Below are 22,176 nucleotides of genomic sequence, written 5' to 3' on the forward strand. Positions count from 1 at the left end.
CACAAACGACCGGAATTGATGTTATGGGAACTGATTGGAAGAGCGAAGGTGTGAACGGGTGTCTGTTACTCGGTTACTCCCTCCCTCAGTCCTTCCATCATCTTACGACTATATGAAAATTGGCATAGTGTGTTACCCGACGTTCGGGGGAAGCGGTGTGGTGGCAACGGAACTGGGCAAGGCCCTGGCCAAAGCCGGTCACAAAGTTCACTTCATTACCTACCAGCAACCGCCCCGGTTGGACTTTTTTAACGAAAACGTTTTCTATCACGAAGTAAATATACCGACGTATCCGCTCTTTCAGTTTCCTCCCTACGAAACGGCGCTGGCGAGCGCGATGGTGAACGTCGTCCAATACGAAAAACTGGATTTACTGCACGTTCATTACGCCATTCCGCATGCATCGGCGGCATACATGGCCAAAATGATTCTGCGGGCGCAGGGGCGGCACATTCCTTTCGTCACCACGCTGCACGGAACCGACATCACGCTGGTGGGCAAAGATGCGTCGTACGAACCGGTGGTAACGTTCAGCATCAACGAATCAGATGGCGTAACGGCGGTTTCGGAGCATCTGCGGCAGGAAACGCTCGATCAGTTTGCCATTCGCCGGGACATCGAAGTGATTCCGAATTTCATCGACCTCGACCGGTTTAAGCGGCAGAAGAAAGACCATTTCAAAATGGCGATCTGTCCGAATGGCGAGAAACTGATTGTTCACACCTCGAATTTCCGGCGGGTGAAGCGCATCGACGACGTGGTCGAGATCTTTACTAAAATCAATCAGGAGATACCCAGCAAACTGCTGCTGTCCGGCGATGGTCCGGAGCGGGCGCGGATCGAAAAACTGTGTCGCGACATGGGCATTTACCAGGACGTGCGGTTTTTGGGCAAGCTGGATGCCGTCGAGGAAGTTTTGTCGGTGGCCGATTTGTTTCTGATGCCGTCCGAAAACGAAAGTTTTGGTCTGGCGGCTTTGGAAGCGCTGGCCTGCGAAGTGCCGCTCATTACGTCGAACGCCGGTGGGCTGCCCGAACTGAACGTTCACGGTGTGACCGGTTTTTTAAGCAACGTCGGCGATGTGGACGATATGGTGAAAAATGCGCTGTACATCCTGGATGACAACAACTTGCCGACCTTCAAACACAACGCGCTGGAGCGGGCGAAGGAGTTTGAAATTTCGCGCATTCTGCCGCACTACGAAGCGTATTACGAAAAGGTGGTGATGGAAAGCCGGGCGCTGATCTAATGGCTAAAGGTCAATTTGGGGCAATAAAATCCAAATAATTACCTTGGTGGAGAACTGTGAAAGTTGCGTCAGGGTAGTTTTTTTCGAAAGCTCCGGGGATTTTCACGGTTCGATTGAGTTGCCATTTAAACTCAAAAGCTGCGAGTTGACCGTTTTGCTGTTCGAGCAGATTGATTTCCTGTCCATCATAGGTACGCCAGAAGTAAGATTCTACCGCCCGACGGAAGTAGCTGTTGGCTTTCCGACGTTCGGCGGTCAGGTAGTTTTCCCAAAGCGCCCCGATATCCTGGCGCTGCGGCAACAGTCCAAAATTTGAAATCAAAGCGTTACGAATACCGTTGTCGAAAAAATACCACTTTGAGCTTTTGGTAACCTCTTTTCGCAGGTTGTTGCTGTAACCGCCCAGTCGAAAAATGATAAATACCTTGGCCAGAAGGTCTAAATAGCGTTCAACGGTATTTTTGTTGATGCCCAATTGCCGGGCCAGTTCATCGTAAGATACCTCGCTACCAGCCTGTAAGGCAATGAGTTGCAACAATTGCAGGAGTTTTGCGGAGTTTTTGACCTGCTCATACATTAGAATGTCTTTCAACAGATACGAGTTCACCAACTCCCGTAGATAATCGGTTTTCTGAGCCGATGTGTTCAGGTTGACGACCTCCGGGTAGGAACCAAACACCAGCCGGTCTTCTAACTGCTGGCGGGTTTGGAGACTATTTTCTTTGGCAGCCAGTTCGAGTTGAGCCAGTGGAAACAAATCAAAGTGCAGTCGTCGGCCCGTCAGAGGCTCCCCCGTCTGATTGGTTAAATCGAAAGCGGATGAGCCTGTAACCATAATCGTCAGACTGGTGAAGGCATCAATCATCAATTTCAAAATCCGCCCAATTTCCGGAACAGCTTGAGCTTCGTCGATCAGTAATAACTCGGTATCTCCCAGCAGCCGACCGTAAGCAGCTACACTCCGTTGCGCCAGGAGCGCTTGTACGTCAAAGTCTTCGCCATTGAGCCACAGCGTTCGGAGGGAAGTTTGCTCCTGAATCTGACGCAGCAACACCGTTTTGCCAACCCGGCGGGTACCCGTAATAACAAGAACCTTGTTGCTCCTAAGCTGCTCGAGCAAGGCCGGAAATATCGTACGATGGTAAATCAAAATGATAATTCAGTTAGTTAAAAGACTAAATTAGTAATAATTCAGATAGTTGACAAAATTAGTTTGATAAAATTAGGCTTTAATTCTGCGTATATTGACAAAAACCAGGGACGTGGATTTGTGGTACAATGTGATTATGTATTCAGAAGTAGCGGTTATTGACAACTTTTTGCCCGACAAGTGTTAACTTTGCCCCAAACCAAGAACGTATGAAATTCGGTGTAGTAGTATTCCCCGGCTCCAATTGCGACGACGACGCCGTCGACGCGCTGCGTGATCAACTGAAACAGGATGTCGTCAAACTCTGGCACAAAGACCACGATTTGCAGGGCTGTGATTTCATCATTCTGCCCGGCGGTTTTTCCTACGGCGACTACCTCCGCACGGGGGCTGTCGCCCGGTTTTCGCCCATCATGAACGAGGTGATCAAACACGCCGAGCGGGGTGGTTACCTGATGGGCATCTGCAACGGTTTCCAGATTCTGGCCGAAGCACGGCTTGTTCCGGGCGTTCTGTTGCGGAATACCAACCAGAAATACGTTTGCAAAAATATCTACCTCCGTCCGCAGTCGAAAAGTGTTCTGCTGACCGCCGGTCTGGACGATCGGGCCTATAAAATTCCCATTGCCCACGGTGAAGGCCGGTATTTCATCGATGCCGATTCGTTGAATGAACTGAACGACAACGATCAGATCATTTTCCGGTATTGCGACGAAGCGGGAAACATCACCGACGAAGCCAATCCGAACGGCAGTCTGGACAACATCGCGGGCGTCGCCAACGAACGCAAAAACGTGTTCGGCCTGATGCCCCACCCCGAACGGGCGGCCGATTCGCTGTTGGGCAATACCGACGGGCGGCTGATTCTGGAGCAGTTGCTGAATACGGTTCTGGTGTAACGATCCGGAAGTTTATAAACGCGAAAAGTCGGCCACAGGAGCCGACTTTTCGCGTTTATAAACTTCCGGATACCGGTTTTTGAATTCGGGTTACTAAATCGACCGTTTACTTAAGCGGTTGGTAAGCGAGGGTCGATTGGATAGGATTCAATCCGAATAATCTGACATTCAGCACGCAAGGGGTGAAGTGGATCGATCAATACATTCCGCGAAGGGGACAGCGGTACTACGTCCGATGGCAAAGCCAGACACAATGTACCATGTTGCCGGAATTGAGCGTCGGTAAATTGCGCTAAACCCGCTGGTGTAACCTCCGGATCGTTCCAGCCGACCGGTAGCTGATCTGTTCTCAGAAATGTAATCGCATTGTCCGGAATTTTGATTTCGCACAGGATTAGGGGTGGCAAATCGGCTAAAGGTGTCCCCTCGAGGTGTACGATGTATTCCAGAAAACAGAGTTCGGGTGTTGTGGCCGTATAAATCATCGGTCGGCCTTTCCGGTTCCAACGGCCTCCCCGCAGTTGAGCGCCAATCCCGTCCAGAATGGTGTCACGATGCGAATCCGACTGGATGCGGTATAACCGGTTTACGGATGGTTGCATTAGCTGAAAACGCCGTATTCGATTCTTCCCAAGATATCTTCAACCAACTGAACGCCGGTTGTGCTGTCGAGTAAATCTAAAGGGGAGCGTTCAGCCAGGAGTCGCAGCGGTCGTCGCAGCCAGCGTGTAAACTTTCCCTGATCTTGAAAAACGGTTGCTCCGTAGGTGGCTAATTGAGTCAATAACAACAGTCGTTCTGACGTAGCCGCATCGAGTCGGCTGATTTTAGCCTGTCTGTGAAAGGTTGCCACGGATTGATTCAGGAGCCGGGCCATTTCTTTGTCCGAAACCCCCAATAAACCAGCAACCCGCCCGGCTTCAGTGCCCGACAGCCCTTGGCGTGAGCGATCAATGAGTTGAAGTGCCGTGAGTGAAGTGTTTACCGGCGTTTCTATCAATGGGTTTGGCTCTGTCGACGTTGGCATGTCAATGTAGAATCATTTGATTGCAATATAAGAATCATTTGAGATTGCTCGTAAATTGATCCCGTATTTTATTTTGCATTAAGCCGTCCGGTTATTGACTGCAATAAGTCGGCTCATGTGGCTGGTTTTTCGCGTTTATAACTTTCTGGATACCGGTCCGTGGGTTGGAGTTACTTTATTAACTATTTGCTCAAACGGTTATCAAATTAAAGGGAATGAGATGTGACTTTTTTGGACAAAATACGTCTGATAACTAAGCCCAACTTTGTCAAACCCCGCCGTTGACCCACACAACTACTTTCTTTCACGATGGAACTGGTCATTAAAGAACTCCGTAAATCCTATTCGGGAAAAACCGTGCTCGACGCTCTCAATCTGACCTTTCGGGGTGGCGATGTGATTGGGTTGCTGGGCAAAAACGGATCGGGAAAAACCACCTTTCTGAATTGCCTGATCGACCTGATTGCGCCCGATAGCGGACAGTTTTACTTCAATCAGGAAGAGTTAACGGGCGACCGCTTGCCGTTGAAACGGGTGCTGGGCATTGTGTCCGACGTCATTCCGCCCGTGCCTGAATTTACCGGTGCGGACTACCTGCGATTCATGGGGTTGATCCACAAGCTCGATGACGCGACGTTTCAAAAACGCTCGACCGACTTGACCAATTTCTTTTTTGACGAACCCGGCGTCCTTAAAAAGAAGATTAGCCAGTATTCGACGGGGATGATCAAAAAGATTAGTTTCTGTGGAGCGATTCTTCACATCCCATCGGTGGTGATCCTGGACGAACCGTTTGCCGGTCTCGACCCCATAGCCGTCCGGCAGTTGATTTCCTTCCTGCAAACCTACCGGCGGGCCGACCGCATCATCCTGGTTGCGTCCCACGACCTGAGTTACCTGGAAGAAATCGCCACGCGCATCCTGGTGCTGGATGAGACCCGTATCAAATTTGACGGCGAGCTGGCAAACTTTACCGAACAAGGTACCAAAGTCATCAGTGAAGCTCTGTTCGACATTTTAGTACCGAAGACCAAGCAAACCACTTTCGACTGGCTCTAACCTCCCCGAATGATGCTTCCCATCCTCTTTTTCGCCTTGCGTCGGCGGTTCGTTGGCTCCTTCCGGAATGCCGGGTCGATTACCGGACTGATTTTGCAAATTGTTTTCATGGCTGCTCTGGCGTTGAGCGCGGGTGCGACGGGCTGGTTGATTGATTGGGCCGCCACTTCTGACAAAATGGGCGCTAATCCCAACAATCTCATTCTGATCAGTAACGGTGTCGTCTGTGGACAGTGGATGTGGGTGGAATTTTTTCCGACCTACACACAACGGTCAACACTGTTTTCAAAAACCTTTCCGATTCCATATCGCTCTCAGTGGATCGCAACGCTGTTTTATGATGCGTTTACGGTTTCGGTGGTTGGTTCGGGCCTGCTTTTCTTTATCCTGAACGCGTTTTCGAAAACGTATACCAACGCGCATCTGGTGTCTTCACTTTTGCTGCTGGGCAACGCCGTGGTTTTTGTTCAACAGTTAAAAGCGTTCCTTGAAGTGACGCACCGTCGGCAAGCGGTATTCCTTTTGAGTTGGGGACTACTGAGTGTACTGATCGGTTTTTCGGCCTGGCATTGGCGATTCGATCCGACCGGATTGCTTCTTATTTTGAGTGTTGCTTTAGCCAGCCAAAGTATACTCTTGTATGTAGTGGATCGGGCTGCTTTGGCAAGAACGGAGTCGGCGGTATTAAACATCAAGACAAACTATCTGTCGCCGGTTTACACGGCCTTCATCAACAATGCCCAGGCGCGGAAAGCCTTCGCGTTTGGAATCTTGATGAAAGCCCTATTTCTGTTGTTTTCATCAAAGATGTCGGCGAGTGATTTTTCAATGGCCAACTTTGTGCTTCTCTTATACGTTTCTCCAATCATCGTATTCAATTATGTGGCCAATAATAGCTGGGGTTTCTTCCCCGCTTTGTGGATCAACGGTTCGTTAGGGAGTCGCTCGGAGGTGTATTTGATTTATTTTCAGCTTTTTATCGTTCCTGTTCTGATCGATCTGATCGTAACCGTCAGTGTTCTTGCTTTCTTAAACCTGCTCAGTGGGGAGCTACTCTCTTTTTACCTCATCAGTACGGCTTGTTTCAGCTTGAATGGCCTTCTTTTTTCGCAGTATAAAGCGTTCCGGGTGCACAACAGCCTGAGTTTTGGTCAGACAAAAAGTAATGTAAGCGGGTGGAGTATTTTTATCAATTTTCTTTTACTAATCGCAACCGGTCTGGCGCTGAAAACCGCAGTGACGACCTTCGTCCTCTGCCTGGGTCTGGTGCTTGCTGTTGGGTATGTATTCCGTTCTATTTTGCCCCGGGATCGCAATGCGATTCACAGAATTTACAAAAGTGTGTTCGTAGACCGGGAATAAAGATAAAGAAGAAATATATAAGCCATTCATTCGGATTTATTAAGTGTACAAATTGCGCATATTAGTAACTTGGCCTGGAAAATGCTGTTAATTACGGTAATTTTATACACTGCCATTGTACGCATTGAATGCCATGCCAATTCCAATTAATGAGCCTGAAAGAGTAAAAGCCTTGCACCGTTACCAGATTCTGGACACGGTTCCCGAGAAGGAATTTGACCGGCTGACCGAACTGGCATCCCTGATCTGCCAGGTTCCGATTTCGTTGGTATCACTCATCGACGACCACCGGCAATGGTTTAAATCGAGGGTTGGCCTTGACCTGAAAGAAACCAGCCGGGATATTGCTTTTTGCCGGTATGCCATTCTGAATAGTGAAATCTTCGAAGTGGAAGATGCCACGCGTGATACGCGCTTTAAAGAAAATCCGCTGGTCACTTCGGATCCCCACATCCGGTTTTACGCCGGTTACCCGTTGACTGATTCCGATGGCTATGCGCTGGGGACGCTCTGTGTACTGGATCGAATTCCCCGACAACTCACCGAAAGCCAGCAAAAATCGTTGCGGTTGTTGGGTGACGCGGTTATTGAACTGATTATTAAACATCGCCAGAACCAGGAACTGAAATACCTGGGCAACCTCTTTGCGCTGTCAAATGACCTGATCTGTGTGGCGGGTACCGACGGTTATTTTAAAAAACTCAACCCGGCTTTTCATGATGTGTTGGGATGGGATGAATCCTATCTGCTGCAGACTTCTTTTTTTGATTTGGTTCACCCGGATGACTTGCAGGCTACGCAGAAAGAAATCGCCCAACTGGCATCGGGCAAGTCGACCATTAATTTTGCCCACCGGTTTCTTTGCCAAAACGGCACCTACCGGAACCTGCAATGGGTGGCCACGCCCGAACCCGACACCGGGTATCTGTTTGCCATTGCCCGCGACATTACCGAAGAGAAGGAGAAAGAGCGTCTGTTATTTCAGTCGGAAAGCAAATTCCGCTCGTTTTTTGAAAACTCCCAGGGCCTCATGTGTATTCATGACCTGGAGGGAAAACTGCTCACCGTCAACAGTGCCGGTGCTCACGCTCTGGGGTACGAACCGGCCGAGTTAGTTGGCCTGCGCTTGTCCGATATTGTTCCCGAAGTTCACCAGGCGGCACTTTCCGCGTACCTGCAAACCATCAGCAAAACCGGTCGGGCCAGCGGGCTGATGCACACGCTCACCAAAGACGGGTCGTTGCTGATCTGGTTGTTCAACAATATCCTGGAAAAAGAGCTGAACGGCCATACGTATGTGATCGGTAATGCCATCGACATTACCCGCAGACACCAGTTGGAAGCGGATTTGAACCGGACCAAAAAAATACTGGAACAAACGAATGAGGTGGCCCGGATCGGAACCTGGGAAGTGAATGTTGTTCAGGAAACTGTATACTGGTCAGCGGTAACCAAAGCCATTCATGAGGTGCCAAAAGACTATGTCCCGGATTTTCATGCGGCCGTATCTTTCTTCAAAGGGAAAAATTACGAGCAGATTATGGAAGCCGTAAACCGTTCTGTTCAGGAAGGGATAGCCTATGATGTAGAATTACAGATCGTTACAGCGAAAGGACGGACCGTATGGATTCGGGCGCTGGGTACGCCCGAATACCGGGACGGAAAGTGCGTACGCTTATATGGCACGTTTCAGGACATTGATGAACGAAAGAAAGCGGAACAGGCACTGCTCAACGAAAAGCTACGACTGGCGGCTTTTGTCGAACATGCCCCGGCGGCTGTGGCGATGCTTGACCGGGAAATTCGGTACATCGCCGTCAGCAACCGCTGGATGGAGGAATATCATTTATCAGGCAGTGTCCTCGGCCGATCCCATTATGACGTTTTCCCTAATTTATCGGCCGAATGGAAGGCAATCCATTCCCGCTGTGTCAACGGTGCTATTGAAAAAAATGAGGAGGATATCTGGCGCCCCGAGGGATGGGATCACGACCAGTATCTGCGCTGGGAAGTCCGGCCGTGGTACCAGTTCGATGGCTCCATTGGGGGAATCATGATGTTTACCCAGGACATTACCGAAATTTGTCTGCAGCGCGATGAACTGAAAAAAGCGAAGGGTATGGCCGAACAGGCCAGCCTGGCAAAGTCAGAATTTCTGGCCAACATGAGTCATGAAATCAGAACCCCGCTCAACGGAGTCATCGGTTTTACGGATCTGGTGCTGAAAACCGCCCTGAATACCACGCAGCAGCAGTATTTGTCCATCGTCAACCAATCGGCCAATACCTTGTTGAGCATCATCAACGACATCCTGGATTTCTCGAAAATCGAAGCCGGAAAACTGGAACTGGCGATTGAAAAAACGGATGTTTACGAGATCAGCAGCCAGGTGGCCGACACCATCACCTATCAGGCCCAGAACAAAGGATTGGAAGTATTATTAAATCTTTCCGTTGACCTCCCCCGGTTTGTCTTTGTCGATTCGGTGCGGTTGAAACAGGTGCTGGTCAATTTGCTGGGGAATGCTGTGAAATTTACTGAGAAGGGTGAAATTGAACTGAAAATCACGGCCTTAAGCGATGTTGCAGAAGACCACGTTACATTTCGGTTTGAAGTACGGGATACCGGTATTGGCATCAAACCGGAAATGCAGGAGCGGATATTTGATGCCTTTTCCCAGGAAGACCCTTCCACGACGAAAAAATACGGTGGAACCGGCCTGGGGCTGACCATCTCCAATAAACTGCTGGGCCTGATGGGAAGCCAGCTTCAGTTGACAAGTAAACCCGGCGAAGGAAGTTGCTTTTTCTTCGAAATCAGGCTTAAGGCGGAACCGGGGGAGGCAATCGTCTGGCGCGATAACCTCCCGATCAATTCTGTGCTGATCGTGGATGACAATGCGCACAACCGCCTTATTTTGCGGCAAATGTTTCTATTGAAAGACATTGAAGTAGAGGAAGTTAGTAACGGTTTCGAAGCGCTTCAATTGCTGGGCCGTCATAAAAAATACGATGTCATTCTGATGGATTACCACATGCCTTACATGGATGGGCTGGAAACGATTCAGAAAATACGGACTACCTTTTCGCCGTCGCCCGGCGAGCAGCCCATTATCTTTCTGCATAGTTCGTCGGATGACGAAAAAATCATCAAAGCCTGTGAGTCGCTGGATGTGAACCAACGGCTGGTGAAACCCATCAAAATGCAGGAACTGTACCAGGCACTGTACCGGCTGGTTCAGCAGGAAGAAAAGCCCGTGCCGACATCGCCCGCCCGCTCGACCGAGGTTGATAGCCAAGCTGTGAAGGTGTTGATCGTGGAGGATAATAAGATTAACCTGTTGCTGGCGAAAGTCATCATTGGGCGAATTGCCCCGAACGCGCGCATTTTCGAAGCGGCTAACGGCGTGGAAGCGGTTCAGTCCTACATCCAGGAAGCGCCCGACCTGATTCTGATGGATGTTCAGATGCCGTTGATGAACGGGTACGAAGCCACGCAGCGGATTCGGGAACTGGAGAAAGACCGGCGCATTCCGATTATTGCCCTTACGGCTGGAACCGTGAAAGGGGAGCGGGAGAAGTGTCTGGTGGCCGGGATGGACGATTTCCTTACCAAACCCATCGTGGAAGAATCCCTGGCTTCTCTGTTTAGGGTATGGCTTGCAGCCGAATCGAAGACCGCGAACGCACCTGAGCATCCCGGTGAGCGTAATCCGGATGCTGACCCGGAACCGTAAACCAACTGCCCGCCCAGGCCGGTGGAGTCGTCCTTACCGCAAATCCACCACTTCAACGCCGGGATACTTAGACTTGTCAAAAACGAAGTACGTATCGGCTACGGCCACGTTCGGGGTGAATTTATCAATTGTATAACTGGTGACTTTACCGGTTTTGTCGGTTAGTTTCCAGCCTTTCACCTGCTTGTCTTTCTTGTTGACGGAGATTTGTACTTTAACAATCTGGGTGCTTTTCTTTTCGGGGGTCAGTTCCACCACTTCAACGGGTTGGCCGCCCTGTTTCTGCTCGCCGATGTATTTGTAGTTGTACCCCTGCTTGTAGATGGAATAGATCTTCGTCGGATTGAAGTCTCCGGCAGCACCGGCGTCGTAATCCTGGACGTTCACTTCGTTGGTTTCCTTGATGTAGGTAGACATCGTTTTGCCGTCGGTGAAGACTTCCTGGCCCGCCAGTTTCAACCGAAACGCGTTCTTTTTTACCGTTAAATCACCTTTGTAATTACTTCCTTCACCCGTGTAGGTAAAGGCGGCTTTGTAAGAATTCAGTGCTTTGTATTTGGCACTCATGGCATCCAAAACGTCCGATGCTTTTTTATCTTTTTGCGCCACCGAAGGCAGCGAAAATCCAATAACCAATGCCCACAACAAGGCTAATTTTTTCATGTGTATCGTCTTTTACGTAATTTCGGGTAATTCTTCAAAACCGCCCGCAAAGTTGCTGACCGTTTTGTAGGTAGACAAGATTTATGGGAAAAAGTTTAATAAATAGAAGAAAGACCCAACAGAAAGGCGGAGAAGTAAATAGAAAGAAATGACCTCGTCACGACCTCTCCATTCACTTATCCGCCTGCATGACTGCCTAATTCATATTTTTCAGAACTTCCTCCAGCGTATGGATATCCTGAATCAGCACCTCGCGGGCTTTGCTGCCTTCAAAGGCTCCCACAATACCGGCGGCTTCCAACTGATCGATGAGCCGACCGGCCCGGTTGTAGCCCAACTTTAACCGGCGTTGAATAAGCGACGTGCTGCCTTGCTGGTGATTGACCACCAGACGGGCCGCTTCGTCGAACATCGGATCGCGGTTTTCGAGGTCAATTTCTTTTTCTTCGCTGCTTCCCGAATCATCACCGGCAAATTCGGGCAAGTTATACGCCGAATCATACCCGCGCTGGCTGCCCACAAATTCGCAGATGTCTTCAATTTCGTTGGTATCGACAAACGGACATTGCAGCCGGACAATGTCGGAATTGGAGGAGAACAGCATGTCACCCATGCCGACCAGTTGCTCGGCACCGCCCGTATCCAGAATGGTCCGGGAGTCGATTTTAGACGTCACCTTGAACGACAGACGTGCCGGGAAGTTGGCCTTGATCAAGCCCGTAATGACGTTTACGGAAGGCCGTTGGGTGGCCACCACCAGGTGAATCCCGATGGCCCGCGCCAACTGCGCCAGCCGGGCAATGGGCTGTTCGACCTCCTTGCCCGCCGTCATCATCAGGTCGGCCAACTCGTCAATCACCAGCACGATGTACGGCAGGAACTTGTGTCCTTTTTCCGGGTTCAACCGGCGCTGGATGAACTTGGCATTGTATTCTTTCAAGTTCCGGCACTGCGCGTCTTTGAGCAGGTTATACCGGTTGTCCATCTCGATACAAAGCGAGTTGAGCGTATTGACCACCTTTTTCGTATCGGTAATAATCGGCTCGTCGCTGTCGGGCAACTGGGCCAGAAAATGCCGTTCGAGCTTATTGAACAGCGTCAATTCCACCTTTTTCGGATCAACCAGAATGAGTTTGAGCTGCGACGGGTGTTTCTTGTAAATCAGCGACGTCAGCAACACATTCAACCCGACGGATTTTCCCTGTCCCGTGGCACCGGCCATGAGCAGGTGGGGCATTTTGGCCAGATCGGCCACGTAAATCTCGTTGGAAATGGTTTTACCCATCACAACCGGCAGCTCGAAATTGCTTTTCGTAAACTTTTCGGTGGTCATCACAGACCGCATCGCCACCATTTCCCGGTTTTTGTTCGGCACCTCGATCCCGATCGTTCCCTGGCCGGGCATCGGCGCAATGATCCGAATACCGAGTGCCGCCAAACTCAGGGCGATGTCATCCTCCAGGCTTTTAATCTTCGAGATCCGTACCCCGGCCGCCGGAATGATCTCGTACAGCGTAACGGTTGGTCCGATGGTCGCCTTGATGCTGTCGATCGTGATGCCATAATTCTGGAGGGTATCCACAATCCGGTCTTTGTTGGCTTCCAGTTCTTCCGCCGAAACCTGGGCCTTTTTATTTTCCGGATATTCGGTCAGTAATTCGATGGTCGGAAACTGATACCGGGGCAGATCGAGCGTCGGGTCATACAGACCGTGCAGTTTTAACGCATCCTCGTCCACCTCGTCTGTTGGTCCGGCAAATGCTTCCGCAACGGGTTGGGGCGACTCGGAAGCCGGTTCGACCGGCGTTGTATCGGCAATGGTAAACGTCAGCGGTTTTTTAGCGGGTGGTCCCGATCCATTCACCTTTTCGGGTTTCAGTTCGGTCGCGTGTCCATTCAGAAGCTCGGGTTGGGGTTCCGCCGGAACTTCGGCAATCGGGGCTGGCATTGGGGTGGCTACCGGTTTCGGAACGCCGTTGGTAGCCGGTTTGACGTCGATAAAGTCCTTTACATCATCTTCGTCCTCCTCTTCCGGATCGTCGTCATCGCTATCATAAGCTGATTTGGCGGCCGAAACCGGTCTTTGGGGCAGCGAGATCGACGGTAATTTGGTGATTCCGTAGAAAAAAACGAGAAAGACGAATAACGCAAACCCGATGATGGCAAGACCGCCCCAGCCAATGAGGTTATAGAGCCAGACGTTTACTTCGTAGCCAATGCCGCCACACCAGACGCTGCCCTGCCCGACGGAGTCGGTGGCCAGAACGATGTAACCAGCCAGCGCGCTGATCCAGGTCATGTAAAACAGCACGGCTTTGGTTGTGCGGCTCAATGGCAGCAGTTCGAAATTGAAAGCCAGCTTACACCCCGCTAGAAACAGGATGATGGGAATGCCGAGGGCGGCAATTCCGAACCAGCGGAAAATGAACACGTGGGCGATGTAGGCCCCCAGAATTCCCAGAAAATTCCGCATTTCGGTGCCCGATTCCCGCAGGGGCGCATCAGACACTTTGCTCAGCACGCTCTGGTCGGCCTGACCGGTGAGCAAGTAGGAGCAGAAGGCTACGGTTAGCCCAAGGGCCAGCAGCATCAGCAACCCGCCAAAGGCTAATTGCGACCGGCGGTCGGCTTGCCAGGCCGGCCATTTCATCGAAACCGACGATGGCCGCGGTTTCGGCCGCTCGTTCCGAACGGAGTTTTGTCGGTTAATGGGTTGACTCATCTTTTTGTAAATGGCTATAATCTACCTCTTCTGCCAATACTTTGCAAATCTCTTTAGCCAACGTAGGTCCCTCGTAAATGAACCCCGTGTATACCTGCACCAAACTGGCCCCAGCCCGCAGTTTTTCGAGCGCGTCTTCCGCCGTGGCAATACCGCCTACCCCGATAACCGGAAAGGCATGACCCGATTGTTGACAAAGATAACGAATCACCTCCGTCGAACGTTGTTTTAACGGCGCTCCGCTGACGCCACCCATGCCTATTTTTTCAACGGTCTGGGCATCGGTTTGTAAACCGTCGCGGCTGATGGTGGTGTTGGTTGCAATAATACCGGCAATGCGGGTGGTGGTAACAATTTCGATAATATCATCCAACTGACTGTCGGTCAGGTCGGGGGCAATTTTAAGCAGAATGGGCTTCGCAACCGGTTTCCGGCGGTTTTCGTCCTGCAGGCGCTGCAGCAGGGCCATGAGCGGTTCTTTTTCCTGCAAGGCCCGCAGCCCCGGCGTGTTGGGCGAACTGACGTTGACAACGAAATAATCGACGGTATCGAACAGGTCGTGGAAGCAGGCCAGGTAATCGTCCAGCGCGTTTTCGTTCGGCGTCATTTTATTCTTGCCGATGTTTCCGCCGATGATCAGTTGCTGGCCCGAACGCCGTTTGCGTAGCCGACTGGCAGCCGCTTTGGCACCTTCGTTGTTGAAACCCATGCGGTTGATCAGCCCTTTGTCAGCTTTCAGACGAAAAAGCCGGGGGCGGTCGTTGCCGGCCTGGGGGCGGGGCGTTACGGTACCGATTTCAATAAAGCCAAAACCCAGACAGGCGAGTTCATCGACCCATTCCGCATTTTTGTCGAAACCAGCCGCCAGACCAACGGGATTGGTAAACCGAATGCCGAAAACTTCCCGTTTCAGACGCGGATCGTCGACGGTAAACAACTGACGGGCCAGCCAGCGAAAACCGGGGATGGCCAGCGAGAATTTCAGGAAAGAAGTAACAAAATGGTGAATTTGTTCAGCATCAAAACGAAAGAGGAGAGGCAGGACGACGCGCTTGTACATAACACAAATGTACAGAACTGTCGGGATGTGGTGCAAGCCGCCAGATGGATAATTGACTGCCGGAAAAATTTATTTCCCGGCAGTCAATTCCCGGCCGCTGCTTGTCCGGTGCGTTGTTCGGTTAACTGCCAAACAGATCGGACGACAAATAGCGGTCGCCCCGGTCGCAGATGATGCAGACCACGACGCCTTCTTCCAGTTCCTCGATGAGCTTGAGAGCGGCAAAAACGGCCCCTCCGCTGCTCATCCCGGCAAAGATTCCCTCTTCGCGGGCCAACCGGCGGGTCATCCGGGTGGCGTCGTCCTGCGACATTTCTATGACACGATCGACGCGGCTGGGTTCAAAAATTTTAGGCAGGTATTCCTCAGGCCATTTCCGGATTCCCGGAATCTGTGATCCTTCGGAAGGCTGGCAGCCCACCACCTGAACCGCCGGATTCTGTTCCTTCAGGTACCGGGACGTTCCCATGATGGTGCCGGTGGTGCCCATGGCTGAAACAAAATGAGTAATTTTACTCTGAGTATCTTTCCAGATTTCGGGGCCGGTGGTGCGGTAATGGGCTAAGTAGTTGTCAGGATTGGCAAATTGGTTGAGGAGAAAATAATGGCCTTTGGTGGCCTGTTCCTCGGCATAATCGCGGGCACTCTCCATCGTTTCCAGCAATGTCACTTTTGCGCCGAATGCCTGCATGGTCAGAATCCGTTCACGGGTCGAATTCTGGGGCAAAACCAGCTCGATCTCAACGTTGTAGAGCCGGGCAATCATAGCCAGTGCAATGCCGGTGTTCCCGCTCGTGGCTTCGATCAGTTTCATACCCGGCTTAAGATCACCGCGATCAATGGCTCCTTTAATCATGCTGTAGGCCGGACGATCCTTGACGCTGCCGCCCGGATTGTGTCCTTCCATCTTTCCGTACAGCTTAACGCCTGACTTTGAGTTAATATGCTTTAATTCAACCAATGGGGTGTTCCCAACAAAATCTAATAAAGTAGCCATGAAGAGTTTACGAAGAATGAAATTCTATCTGAAACAAACACGAAGCCGGTTTTCAAAGTTGCAAACTGCCCAAAGGTTACTAAAAAAGGCGTTGGCGTGCAGCAAAAGGGCATTCCGGTAAATAAGTTGAAAATATTTTTGCTGTTTGGGGTGAAATGTTGAAAAAAGATTGCATTTATCAAATAATAAGAGCCATTTTTGTAGAAGATCAATATACAACGGCTACGTATATGAAATTACAAATCCATTCCACCCCCAGAAATAGTTACTCCGAGTACCAGTTGCAAGCCGTCACCCGTCATCTGAACCTATCAGACATTGTCCTGCCTTTCTGGGGTCAGCGCCGGAAAATCCCGGCGTACCGAATCACCTGGCTTGAAGGACAGGGCAACTACACGGTGGTGCATTTTAACGACGGTTCCGAGATGATCGTATCGCTTACGCTGAAAAAACTGGAAGGCCGTTTGCCGACGGAAATCTTTGTGAGACCCCACAAAAAAAGCATCATCAACCTGTTGTACCTACAGGAAATTCGGCCAGGAAAAAGTACAACTATCTGTCTGACAAATGGCTGCGAAATTGAAGTTTCGCGTCGGAAAACTACGCATTTCATGCGGCTGGTGGTTGCCTTTCAGCAGGAGTTTCTTCCGCTTACGACGCAGTATGCCAGGGCCTGAAGCACAAAAAAAGCGGTTTTTCAACCGCCTGTCTTTTACTTTTTGGGGAGTTTAGCGAGTTCTTCGTCGCGCAGTGGCCGTCGCAGGATCTTGCCGACATTGCTTTTCGGTAACTCGGCCCGGAACTCGATGTGACGCGGTCGTTTATAATTGGTCAGTTGGTCTTTGCTGTACTTGAGAATGTCTTCCGCCGTGAGGTTGGGGTCTTTTTTGACCACAAAAATTTTGACGGCTTCCGTCGATTTGTCGTCAGGCACACCGATGCAGGCCACTTCCAGAACGCCCGGACACTGGGCAATCACATCCTCGATTTCGTTGGGGTATACGTTAAAGCCCGAAACCAGAATCATATCTTTCTTGCGGTCGACAATCCGGAAAAAACCGTCTTCGTCCATCACCCCGATGTCGCCGGTTTTGAACCAGTCTCCCGCCATCACTTTGGCGGTTTCGTCGGGGCGGTTGTAATAACCCGGAAAAACCTGCGGTCCTTTCGCCCACACTTCTCCCGGCATTCCCATCGGCGCTTCGGTGCCGTCTTCCTGCATGATTTTCAGCTCCGTACTTGGCAGTGGCAGACCGATCGTTCCCAGCCGGGCGGTGCCGTCGCAGGGGTTTGACGATAGAATCGGCGAGGTTTCCGATAAACCGTATCCTTCCGAAATCACATTCCCGCTCAGGCTTTTCCAGCGTTCGGCCACGGCTGTTTGCAGCGCCATGCCGCCCGCCGACGAAATCTTAAGGTGGCTGAAATCGACTTCATTGATCCGGGGGTGATTGACCAATCCGTTGTAGAGCGTATTCAATCCGACAAACATGTTGAATTTGTATTTCTTCATCTCATCGATGAACGCATTCATGTCGCGCGGATTGGTAATGAGCACATTCAGACAACCGCTCTTGAGCGCCAGCATGGCGTTCACGGTGAGGGCATAAATGTGGTAGAGGGGCAAGGGCGTAATGATCACGCACTGGTCCGTTTTCATGCGGTCGATCTGCATCCAGTAACAACCGGCTTCTGTGTTGGCAATGATGTTGCGGTGCGTCAAGATGGCGCCTTTAGAAACCCCCGTGGTGCCACCCGTATATTGGACAAAGGCCATGTCGGAACCCACTACCTGAACTTTCTGCAACGGCTGACGGCTCCCGCGGCTCAGCGCATCGGCCAGCGAAACCGCCTGGGGCAGGTGATAGGGCGGAATCAGTTTCTTGACGTATTTCACGACGGCATTGACAATGAGCTTCTTCGGAAAGCCGAGCAAATCACCCACATTGGTAATGATGACGTGTTTGATGTCCGTTTGGTCGATGATTTTCTCCAGATTCGCGGCAAAATTGGCCAGGATAACGATGGCCTTTGCACCCGAATCCTTGAACTGATGCTGCATTTCCCGGGGCGTATACAGCGGGTTTGTGTTGACAACCACCAGACCGGCCCGCAAAATGCCGAAAATAGCTACCGGATACTGCAGCAGGTTCGGCATTTGAATGGCAACACGATCTCCTTTTTGCAGCTTCAGGTTGTTTTGCAGATACGAAGCAAAGTGTCCGGAAAGCGTATAAATTTCCCGGAACGTCAGTTGCTTATCCATGTTCGCGTAAGCCGGTAGACTGGCAAACCGCTGGCAGCCTTCATCGATCAGGTCGATCAGGGATGAGTAGGCATCGGGATTTATGTCGGCAGGAATACCCTCCGGATAATGCTTTAGCCAGGGGTACGGTTTCGCCGTTAACGGTTTTTCCATGGGATTAGAATGTTTTTTGTAAAAATAAGACAAAACTTCAAACCACCTACGTACCCACGGACTTTCGTCCGCGTTTAAATGAAGATCAACGACGGTCAGGGTTCTTTGTTGCGTCGGCTACGTATGAACACAAAGATACGGACTTCGAAACCGTCGGCCAGCGGGAGTCGATAACTGGCGGTGTAGAGCCGATAACTCACAAAAAAGGGCCGGATTTTTGTGGTCCGGCCCCCTGAGAATGTTAAAAGGCAACGGCTTTCAGTCGCAGTCCCGTATCTTCCGGCAACCCGAACAGGAGATTCATATTCTGTACAGCGTGGCCCGATGCGCCTTTGGTCAGGTTATCGATCACGCTGCTGATGAGCAACTGACCGTCGTGTTTTTCCAGGTGAATCAGGCATTTATTGGTATTGACAACCTGCTTCACATCCACCGGCGTGTTGCTGATGTGCGTAAACGGATGGGCGTGGTAGTAGGTGTCGAAAAGCTGACGGGCTTCGTCGAGGCTCCCGGCAAAGGGCGTATAGACGTTGGCCATGATGCCGCGGGTGAAGTCGCCCCGGTACGGAACAAAATGGATCGGTTGATCAAAACCGGGTTGCAACGCATTCAGACTCTGGCGGATTTCTGTCAGGTGCTGGTGCGTAAAGGCTTTATAGATCGAAACATTGTTGTTCCGCCAGGTGAAATGGGTGGTTGGGCTTAGCGATTGCCCCGCGCCGGTTGAGCCGGTAATGGCACTCACCTGAACGGCTTCCGTGAGCAGCCCGGCCTGCGCCAGGGGGAGCAAAGCGAGTTGAATGCTGGTGGCAAAACAACCGGGGTTGGCGATTTTGGTTGCGGATTGGATGCGTTCGCGCTGCAGTTCAGGCAAACCGTATACAAAACCGTTCGACTGATCCCGGAAATCGGTGCTCAAATCAATTACTTTCAGCGTTTCCGGGATCGGATTTTCCGCCAGAAACTTTGCGGATTCCCCGTGGCCGGAGCAGAGAAAAATCACCGAGAGGCCATCCTGTTTGACCAGGTCGCGGGTGTCGTCTCCGGAAAAAGTCAAATCCGTGTCGCCCAGCAAATCCGTGTGCGTATTGTAAACCGGTTTTCCTGCCTGGCTTTTGCTGTGGACGAAAGCAATTTCTGCATTGGGGTGGTTGATGAGAATACGCAGCAATTCGCCACCCGTGTAGCCCGCTCCGCCGATGATCCCGATTCGTAGTTTAGTCATAATGTTTGATAGAGCCTGATGTGCTCACTGGTGAAACGTTCCCACGAGAACAATTGTGCCCGCCGGAGCGCTTTGGTTGCTAATTCGTTGCGTAAATCTGCCGATCGGACGACCGTCAGCATGGCCTGGGCGAGGGCGTCGGCGTCGGTGGGTGACACCTGAATGGCTGCATCGCCCACCACTTCAGGCAAGGACGAAACGTTCGAGGTAATGACTGGTAAACCGCATTGCAGGGCTTCTAAAGGCGGTAACCCAAAGCCTTCGAACAGGGATGGATACACGAACGCCAGCGCACCGGAATACATAGCGGCCAGGTCTTCGTCTGGCACAAAACCGGTGAAAACCAGCCGCGACCGAATGCTTTCGTTTTTCGCGATTTCGCTCAAAACCTGATCCATTTTCCAGCCTTTCGTGCCGACTAAGACCAGTTTTACTTCCGTCGGCAGTTCCCCGCTTTCGGCCAGTTGAACGAAACATCGGATGAGGTGATCGAGGTTTTTGCGCGGTTCGAGGGTGGCCAGGCTGAGCAGATAAGGTTCGTCGCCCAGGCCAAAGCGTTGCTGTGTGGCTTTGATTCGCGCAGCATCCGTTACCGGATAAAACAAGGCCGGTGAAGCCGCCAGGTGAATGGCGGTTACGCGGACCGGATCGAAACCGGTAAACTGGCAAAAATCCACTTTCGTCGCTTCCGAAACCGTGATGACGTGCGCGTCTTTGGGCAGGGTTTGGATGGCTTCTTTGACCGCCCTCTCACCCGCCGGAAACCATTCAGGGTGGTGAATGGGAATCAAATCATGCACCGTCAGCACCTTGCGAACGTGCGGCATTTGCCCAATGTCGTCTGGAATGGCAAAAAACGGCGAGTGATAAATGGCACCGCTCGGCAGCCGTTCCGCCGAAAACCAGGCCTGTTCGCCCTTCAACGCTTTTCGGGACCGGTAAAAAACCTGCCGAATCACCTTCGAGGGCAGGCTTTGGGGGGCAAAAGGACCGAGCAGGGCGTTTTCCAGCTTCGCCCACCGTTGTTCGGCTGGGCGGTTGATCAAGGGCGGAGCCTGTGTTCCGAAGGTTTCCCGCGCATACCGCAACGTTTCGGCCTGGTTGGTCGGTGCAGCCAGTGAAAGCTGCACCTGCTCCGAGGCAAGCAGTCCCTTCACCAATTGCTCGGCGACGCGACTCACACCCGTTTTGGCCTGACGGTGGTAAAAGCCAATACCCGGAAGGCTGGCGTCGATGATTACGTTCAATCGCAGAGTGAATATCGAATAATGAATACTGAATAACGAATAACGAAAGGGTAAGATGATGCTTTCGTTATTCAATATTCATTATTCATTATTAAGAATTGCTTTCCTTCACTTTCCCATAAATCATCAACTGATTCGACATCACTTTCGAGAAGCCGCGGACATCCTCGCCGGTCCAGGCGTTGTTCATTTCGCCGTAGCTGCCGAACGCGGATGACATCAGATCGAAGGGCGATTCGATACCCAGCACCTGGAAGCGATACGGAGCCAGCAGAACGTGAACTTTGCCCGTTACATGGGTTTGGGTGTCGGTCAGGAAAGTCTCGATGTTTCGCATCACCGGGTCCAGAAACTGGCCTTCGTGCAGCATCGTGCCATACCAGTTTGCCAGTTGATCTTTCCAGTATTGCTGCCATTTGGTCAGCACGTGCTTTTCGATGGCGTGGTGCGCTTTCAGGATAATCAGCGGAGCCGGAGCTTCAAAACCGACCCGGCCTTTGATGCCGATGATGGTATCGCCCACGTGAATATCGCGGCCAATGCCAAACGGCCCGGCCAATGCGGTCAGTTGCTGAATGGCCTGAACGGGATCACCGACCGGTTCGTCACCGATGCCTTTCAGTTCACCCGCTTCAAAATGCAGCGTGATTTGCTCCGGTTCGGTTTTGGTCACCTGCGTTGGCCAGGCCGATTCGGGTAGAAAACCGTTGGATGTCAGCGTTTCGCGGCCGCCCACCGACGTTCCCCACAAGCCTTTGTTGATGGAGTAAGCGGCTTTGTGCCATTCCTGCTCCACGCCTTTCGCTTTCAGGTAGTCGATTTCTGCTTCGCGCGACAACCGCAGGTCGCGGATGGGCGTGATGATTTCGGCGTCGGGCGCAATGATCCGGAACGCCATATCGAACCGTACCTGATCATTGCCTGCGCCCGTGCTGCCGTGTGCAATGGCGTTGGCACCAATCGATTTGGCGTATTCGGCGACGGCGATGGCCTGAAAAATCCGCTCGGCACTGACACTCAGAGGATAAGTGTTGTTTTTCAGTACGTTACCATACACCAGATACTTTAAACATTGCTGGTAGTAATCGTCAGTTTTGGCAATGGCAGTATGGTGCTTTACGCCTAGCGAATAGGCCCGGTCTTCGATGGTTTTCAAATCGGCCTCCGAAAAACCGCCGGTATCGACCAGCACGGAGTAGATTTCATACCCCAGATCTTCGGATAAGTATTTAACACAAAACGAGGTGTCGAGACCTCCGCTAAACGCAAGAACTACTTTTTTCTGTTGAGACATCACGGTGAACTGTGGGACGTATGGAACGAAAAGAATTGATCTGACCGGATTGGGGGCAGCTCAGATT

The 22,176-nt window shown here is 51.4% G+C and carries 17 protein-coding genes; 6 read left to right on the forward strand and 11 right to left on the reverse strand.

The window, feature by feature from the left end:
• The first annotated feature begins 112 nt into the window (after nucleotides 1-112).
• Nucleotides 113-1,249 (forward strand): N-acetyl-alpha-D-glucosaminyl L-malate synthase BshA, encoded by a 1,137-nt coding sequence (gene bshA, locus ACO064_RS20020; RefSeq protein ID WP_421828999.1) that lies wholly within the window; start codon nucleotides 113-115, stop codon nucleotides 1,247-1,249.
• Between the two features lie 10 nt (nucleotides 1,250-1,259).
• On the opposite strand, the gene ACO064_RS20025 is transcribed toward bshA, so the two are convergent.
• Nucleotides 1,260-2,399 carry an ATP-binding protein gene (locus tag ACO064_RS20025; RefSeq protein ID WP_421829000.1) on the reverse strand — a complete coding sequence of 380 codons (1,140 nt, stop codon included), beginning with the start codon at nucleotides 2,397-2,399 and terminating at the stop codon, nucleotides 1,260-1,262.
• Nucleotides 2,400-2,608: 209 nt separating this feature from the next.
• Here ACO064_RS20025 and purQ point away from each other — a divergent pair, with 209 nt between their 5' ends.
• Complete coding sequence (gene purQ, locus ACO064_RS20030) at nucleotides 2,609-3,298, forward strand: phosphoribosylformylglycinamidine synthase subunit PurQ (RefSeq protein WP_138990006.1); 690 nt, start codon at nucleotides 2,609-2,611, stop codon at nucleotides 3,296-3,298.
• 110 nt (nucleotides 3,299-3,408) lie between these two features.
• Here the strand turns inward: purQ and ACO064_RS20035 are convergent, their stop codons facing one another.
• Nucleotides 3,409-3,900 (reverse strand): RES family NAD+ phosphorylase, encoded by a 492-nt coding sequence (locus ACO064_RS20035; protein WP_421829001.1) that lies wholly within the window; start codon nucleotides 3,898-3,900, stop codon nucleotides 3,409-3,411.
• On the reverse strand, nucleotides 3,900-4,325 hold the full coding sequence (parS, locus tag ACO064_RS20040; RefSeq protein ID WP_421829002.1) for a type II toxin-antitoxin system Xre/ParS family antitoxin: 426 nt from the start codon (nucleotides 4,323-4,325) through the stop codon (nucleotides 3,900-3,902). Before parS ends, ACO064_RS20035 begins: the two co-directional genes overlap by 1 nt.
• Before the next feature lie 309 nt (nucleotides 4,326-4,634).
• Between parS and ACO064_RS20045 the strand changes: the two genes are divergently transcribed.
• From ACO064_RS20045 to ACO064_RS20055, 3 genes are all read left to right on the forward strand, one after another.
• On the forward strand, nucleotides 4,635-5,384 hold the full coding sequence (locus tag ACO064_RS20045) for an ABC transporter ATP-binding protein (protein ID WP_421829003.1): 750 nt from the start codon (nucleotides 4,635-4,637) through the stop codon (nucleotides 5,382-5,384).
• Between the two features lie 9 nt (nucleotides 5,385-5,393).
• A complete protein-coding gene (locus ACO064_RS20050) occupies nucleotides 5,394-6,746 on the forward strand; it encodes a hypothetical protein (protein ID WP_421829004.1) in 1,353 nt (450 codons plus the stop codon).
• Nucleotides 6,747-6,879: 133 nt separating this feature from the next.
• The gene (locus tag ACO064_RS20055) at nucleotides 6,880-10,482 is read left to right on the forward strand and encodes a PAS domain S-box protein (RefSeq protein WP_421829005.1); all 3,603 of its coding nucleotides are present in this window, start codon (nucleotides 6,880-6,882) and stop codon (nucleotides 10,480-10,482) included.
• Nucleotides 10,483-10,515: 33 nt separating this feature from the next.
• Here ACO064_RS20055 and ACO064_RS20060 read toward each other — a convergent pair whose 3' ends face one another.
• The 4 genes from ACO064_RS20060 to cysM form a co-directional block, all read right to left on the reverse strand.
• Nucleotides 10,516-11,145, reverse strand: a complete 630-nt coding sequence (locus ACO064_RS20060; protein ID WP_421829006.1) for a LolA family protein — start codon at nucleotides 11,143-11,145, stop codon at nucleotides 10,516-10,518.
• Nucleotides 11,146-11,341: 196 nt separating this feature from the next.
• On the reverse strand, nucleotides 11,342-13,867 hold the full coding sequence (locus ACO064_RS20065; protein WP_421829007.1) for a DNA translocase FtsK 4TM domain-containing protein: 2,526 nt from the start codon (nucleotides 13,865-13,867) through the stop codon (nucleotides 11,342-11,344).
• Entirely contained in the window at nucleotides 13,851-14,927 is a 1,077-nt protein-coding gene (locus tag ACO064_RS20070) for a quinone-dependent dihydroorotate dehydrogenase (RefSeq protein ID WP_421829008.1), read from the reverse strand. Before ACO064_RS20070 ends, ACO064_RS20065 begins: the two co-directional genes overlap by 17 nt.
• Before the next feature lie 121 nt (nucleotides 14,928-15,048).
• A complete protein-coding gene (cysM, locus tag ACO064_RS20075; protein WP_421829009.1) occupies nucleotides 15,049-15,924 on the reverse strand; it encodes a cysteine synthase CysM in 876 nt (291 codons plus the stop codon).
• Nucleotides 15,925-16,154: 230 nt separating this feature from the next.
• On the opposite strand from cysM, the gene ACO064_RS20080 reads away from it, so the two are divergent.
• Nucleotides 16,155-16,601: a LytR/AlgR family response regulator transcription factor gene (locus tag ACO064_RS20080; protein ID WP_421829010.1), complete on the forward strand. Its 447-nt coding sequence runs from the start codon at nucleotides 16,155-16,157 to the stop codon at nucleotides 16,599-16,601.
• A 35-nt stretch (nucleotides 16,602-16,636) separates the two neighbouring features.
• Here ACO064_RS20080 and ACO064_RS20085 read toward each other — a convergent pair whose 3' ends face one another.
• From ACO064_RS20085 to ACO064_RS20100, 4 genes are all read right to left on the reverse strand, one after another.
• On the reverse strand, nucleotides 16,637-18,343 hold the full coding sequence (locus ACO064_RS20085; RefSeq protein WP_421829011.1) for an AMP-binding protein: 1,707 nt from the start codon (nucleotides 18,341-18,343) through the stop codon (nucleotides 16,637-16,639).
• A 241-nt stretch (nucleotides 18,344-18,584) separates the two neighbouring features.
• On the reverse strand, nucleotides 18,585-19,568 hold the full coding sequence (gene argC / locus ACO064_RS20090) for an N-acetyl-gamma-glutamyl-phosphate reductase (protein WP_421829012.1): 984 nt from the start codon (nucleotides 19,566-19,568) through the stop codon (nucleotides 18,585-18,587).
• Complete coding sequence (locus ACO064_RS20095; protein WP_421829013.1) at nucleotides 19,565-20,815, reverse strand: glycosyltransferase family 4 protein; 1,251 nt, start codon at nucleotides 20,813-20,815, stop codon at nucleotides 19,565-19,567. Before ACO064_RS20095 ends, argC begins: the two co-directional genes overlap by 4 nt.
• A 91-nt stretch (nucleotides 20,816-20,906) precedes the next feature.
• Complete coding sequence (locus ACO064_RS20100) at nucleotides 20,907-22,109, reverse strand: argininosuccinate synthase (RefSeq protein ID WP_421829014.1); 1,203 nt, start codon at nucleotides 22,107-22,109, stop codon at nucleotides 20,907-20,909.
• Nucleotides 22,110-22,176 lie beyond the last annotated feature (67 nt).

This window comes from Larkinella sp. (genome assembly GCF_965227735.1).
GTDB lineage: Bacteria > Bacteroidota > Bacteroidia > Cytophagales > Spirosomataceae > Larkinella.

What these genes read in the sequence shown, in the direction of transcription:
- bshA (WP_421828999.1), top strand. Translation starts at nt 113, where the DNA reads ATGAAAATTGGCATAGTGTGTTACCCGACGTTCGGGGGAAGCGGTGTG.
- purQ (WP_138990006.1), top strand. Translation starts at nt 2,609, where the DNA reads ATGAAATTCGGTGTAGTAGTATTCCCCGGCTCCAATTGCGACGACGAC.
- ACO064_RS20035 (WP_421829001.1), bottom strand. Translation starts at nt 3,900, where the DNA reads ATGCAACCATCCGTAAACCGGTTATACCGCATCCAGTCGGATTCGCAT.
- parS (WP_421829002.1), bottom strand. Translation starts at nt 4,325, where the DNA reads ATGCCAACGTCGACAGAGCCAAACCCATTGATAGAAACGCCGGTAAAC.
- ACO064_RS20045 (WP_421829003.1), top strand. Translation starts at nt 4,635, where the DNA reads ATGGAACTGGTCATTAAAGAACTCCGTAAATCCTATTCGGGAAAAACC.
- ACO064_RS20050 (WP_421829004.1), top strand. Translation starts at nt 5,394, where the DNA reads ATGATGCTTCCCATCCTCTTTTTCGCCTTGCGTCGGCGGTTCGTTGGC.
- ACO064_RS20055 (WP_421829005.1), top strand. Translation starts at nt 6,880, where the DNA reads ATGCCAATTCCAATTAATGAGCCTGAAAGAGTAAAAGCCTTGCACCGT.
- ACO064_RS20060 (WP_421829006.1), bottom strand. Translation starts at nt 11,145, where the DNA reads ATGAAAAAATTAGCCTTGTTGTGGGCATTGGTTATTGGATTTTCGCTG.
- ACO064_RS20065 (WP_421829007.1), bottom strand. Translation starts at nt 13,867, where the DNA reads ATGAGTCAACCCATTAACCGACAAAACTCCGTTCGGAACGAGCGGCCG.
- ACO064_RS20070 (WP_421829008.1), bottom strand. Translation starts at nt 14,927, where the DNA reads ATGTACAAGCGCGTCGTCCTGCCTCTCCTCTTTCGTTTTGATGCTGAA.
- cysM (WP_421829009.1), bottom strand. Translation starts at nt 15,924, where the DNA reads ATGGCTACTTTATTAGATTTTGTTGGGAACACCCCATTGGTTGAATTA.
- ACO064_RS20080 (WP_421829010.1), top strand. Translation starts at nt 16,155, where the DNA reads ATGAAATTACAAATCCATTCCACCCCCAGAAATAGTTACTCCGAGTAC.
- ACO064_RS20085 (WP_421829011.1), bottom strand. Translation starts at nt 18,343, where the DNA reads ATGGAAAAACCGTTAACGGCGAAACCGTACCCCTGGCTAAAGCATTAT.
- argC (WP_421829012.1), bottom strand. Translation starts at nt 19,568, where the DNA reads ATGACTAAACTACGAATCGGGATCATCGGCGGAGCGGGCTACACGGGT.
- ACO064_RS20100 (WP_421829014.1), bottom strand. Translation starts at nt 22,109, where the DNA reads ATGTCTCAACAGAAAAAAGTAGTTCTTGCGTTTAGCGGAGGTCTCGAC.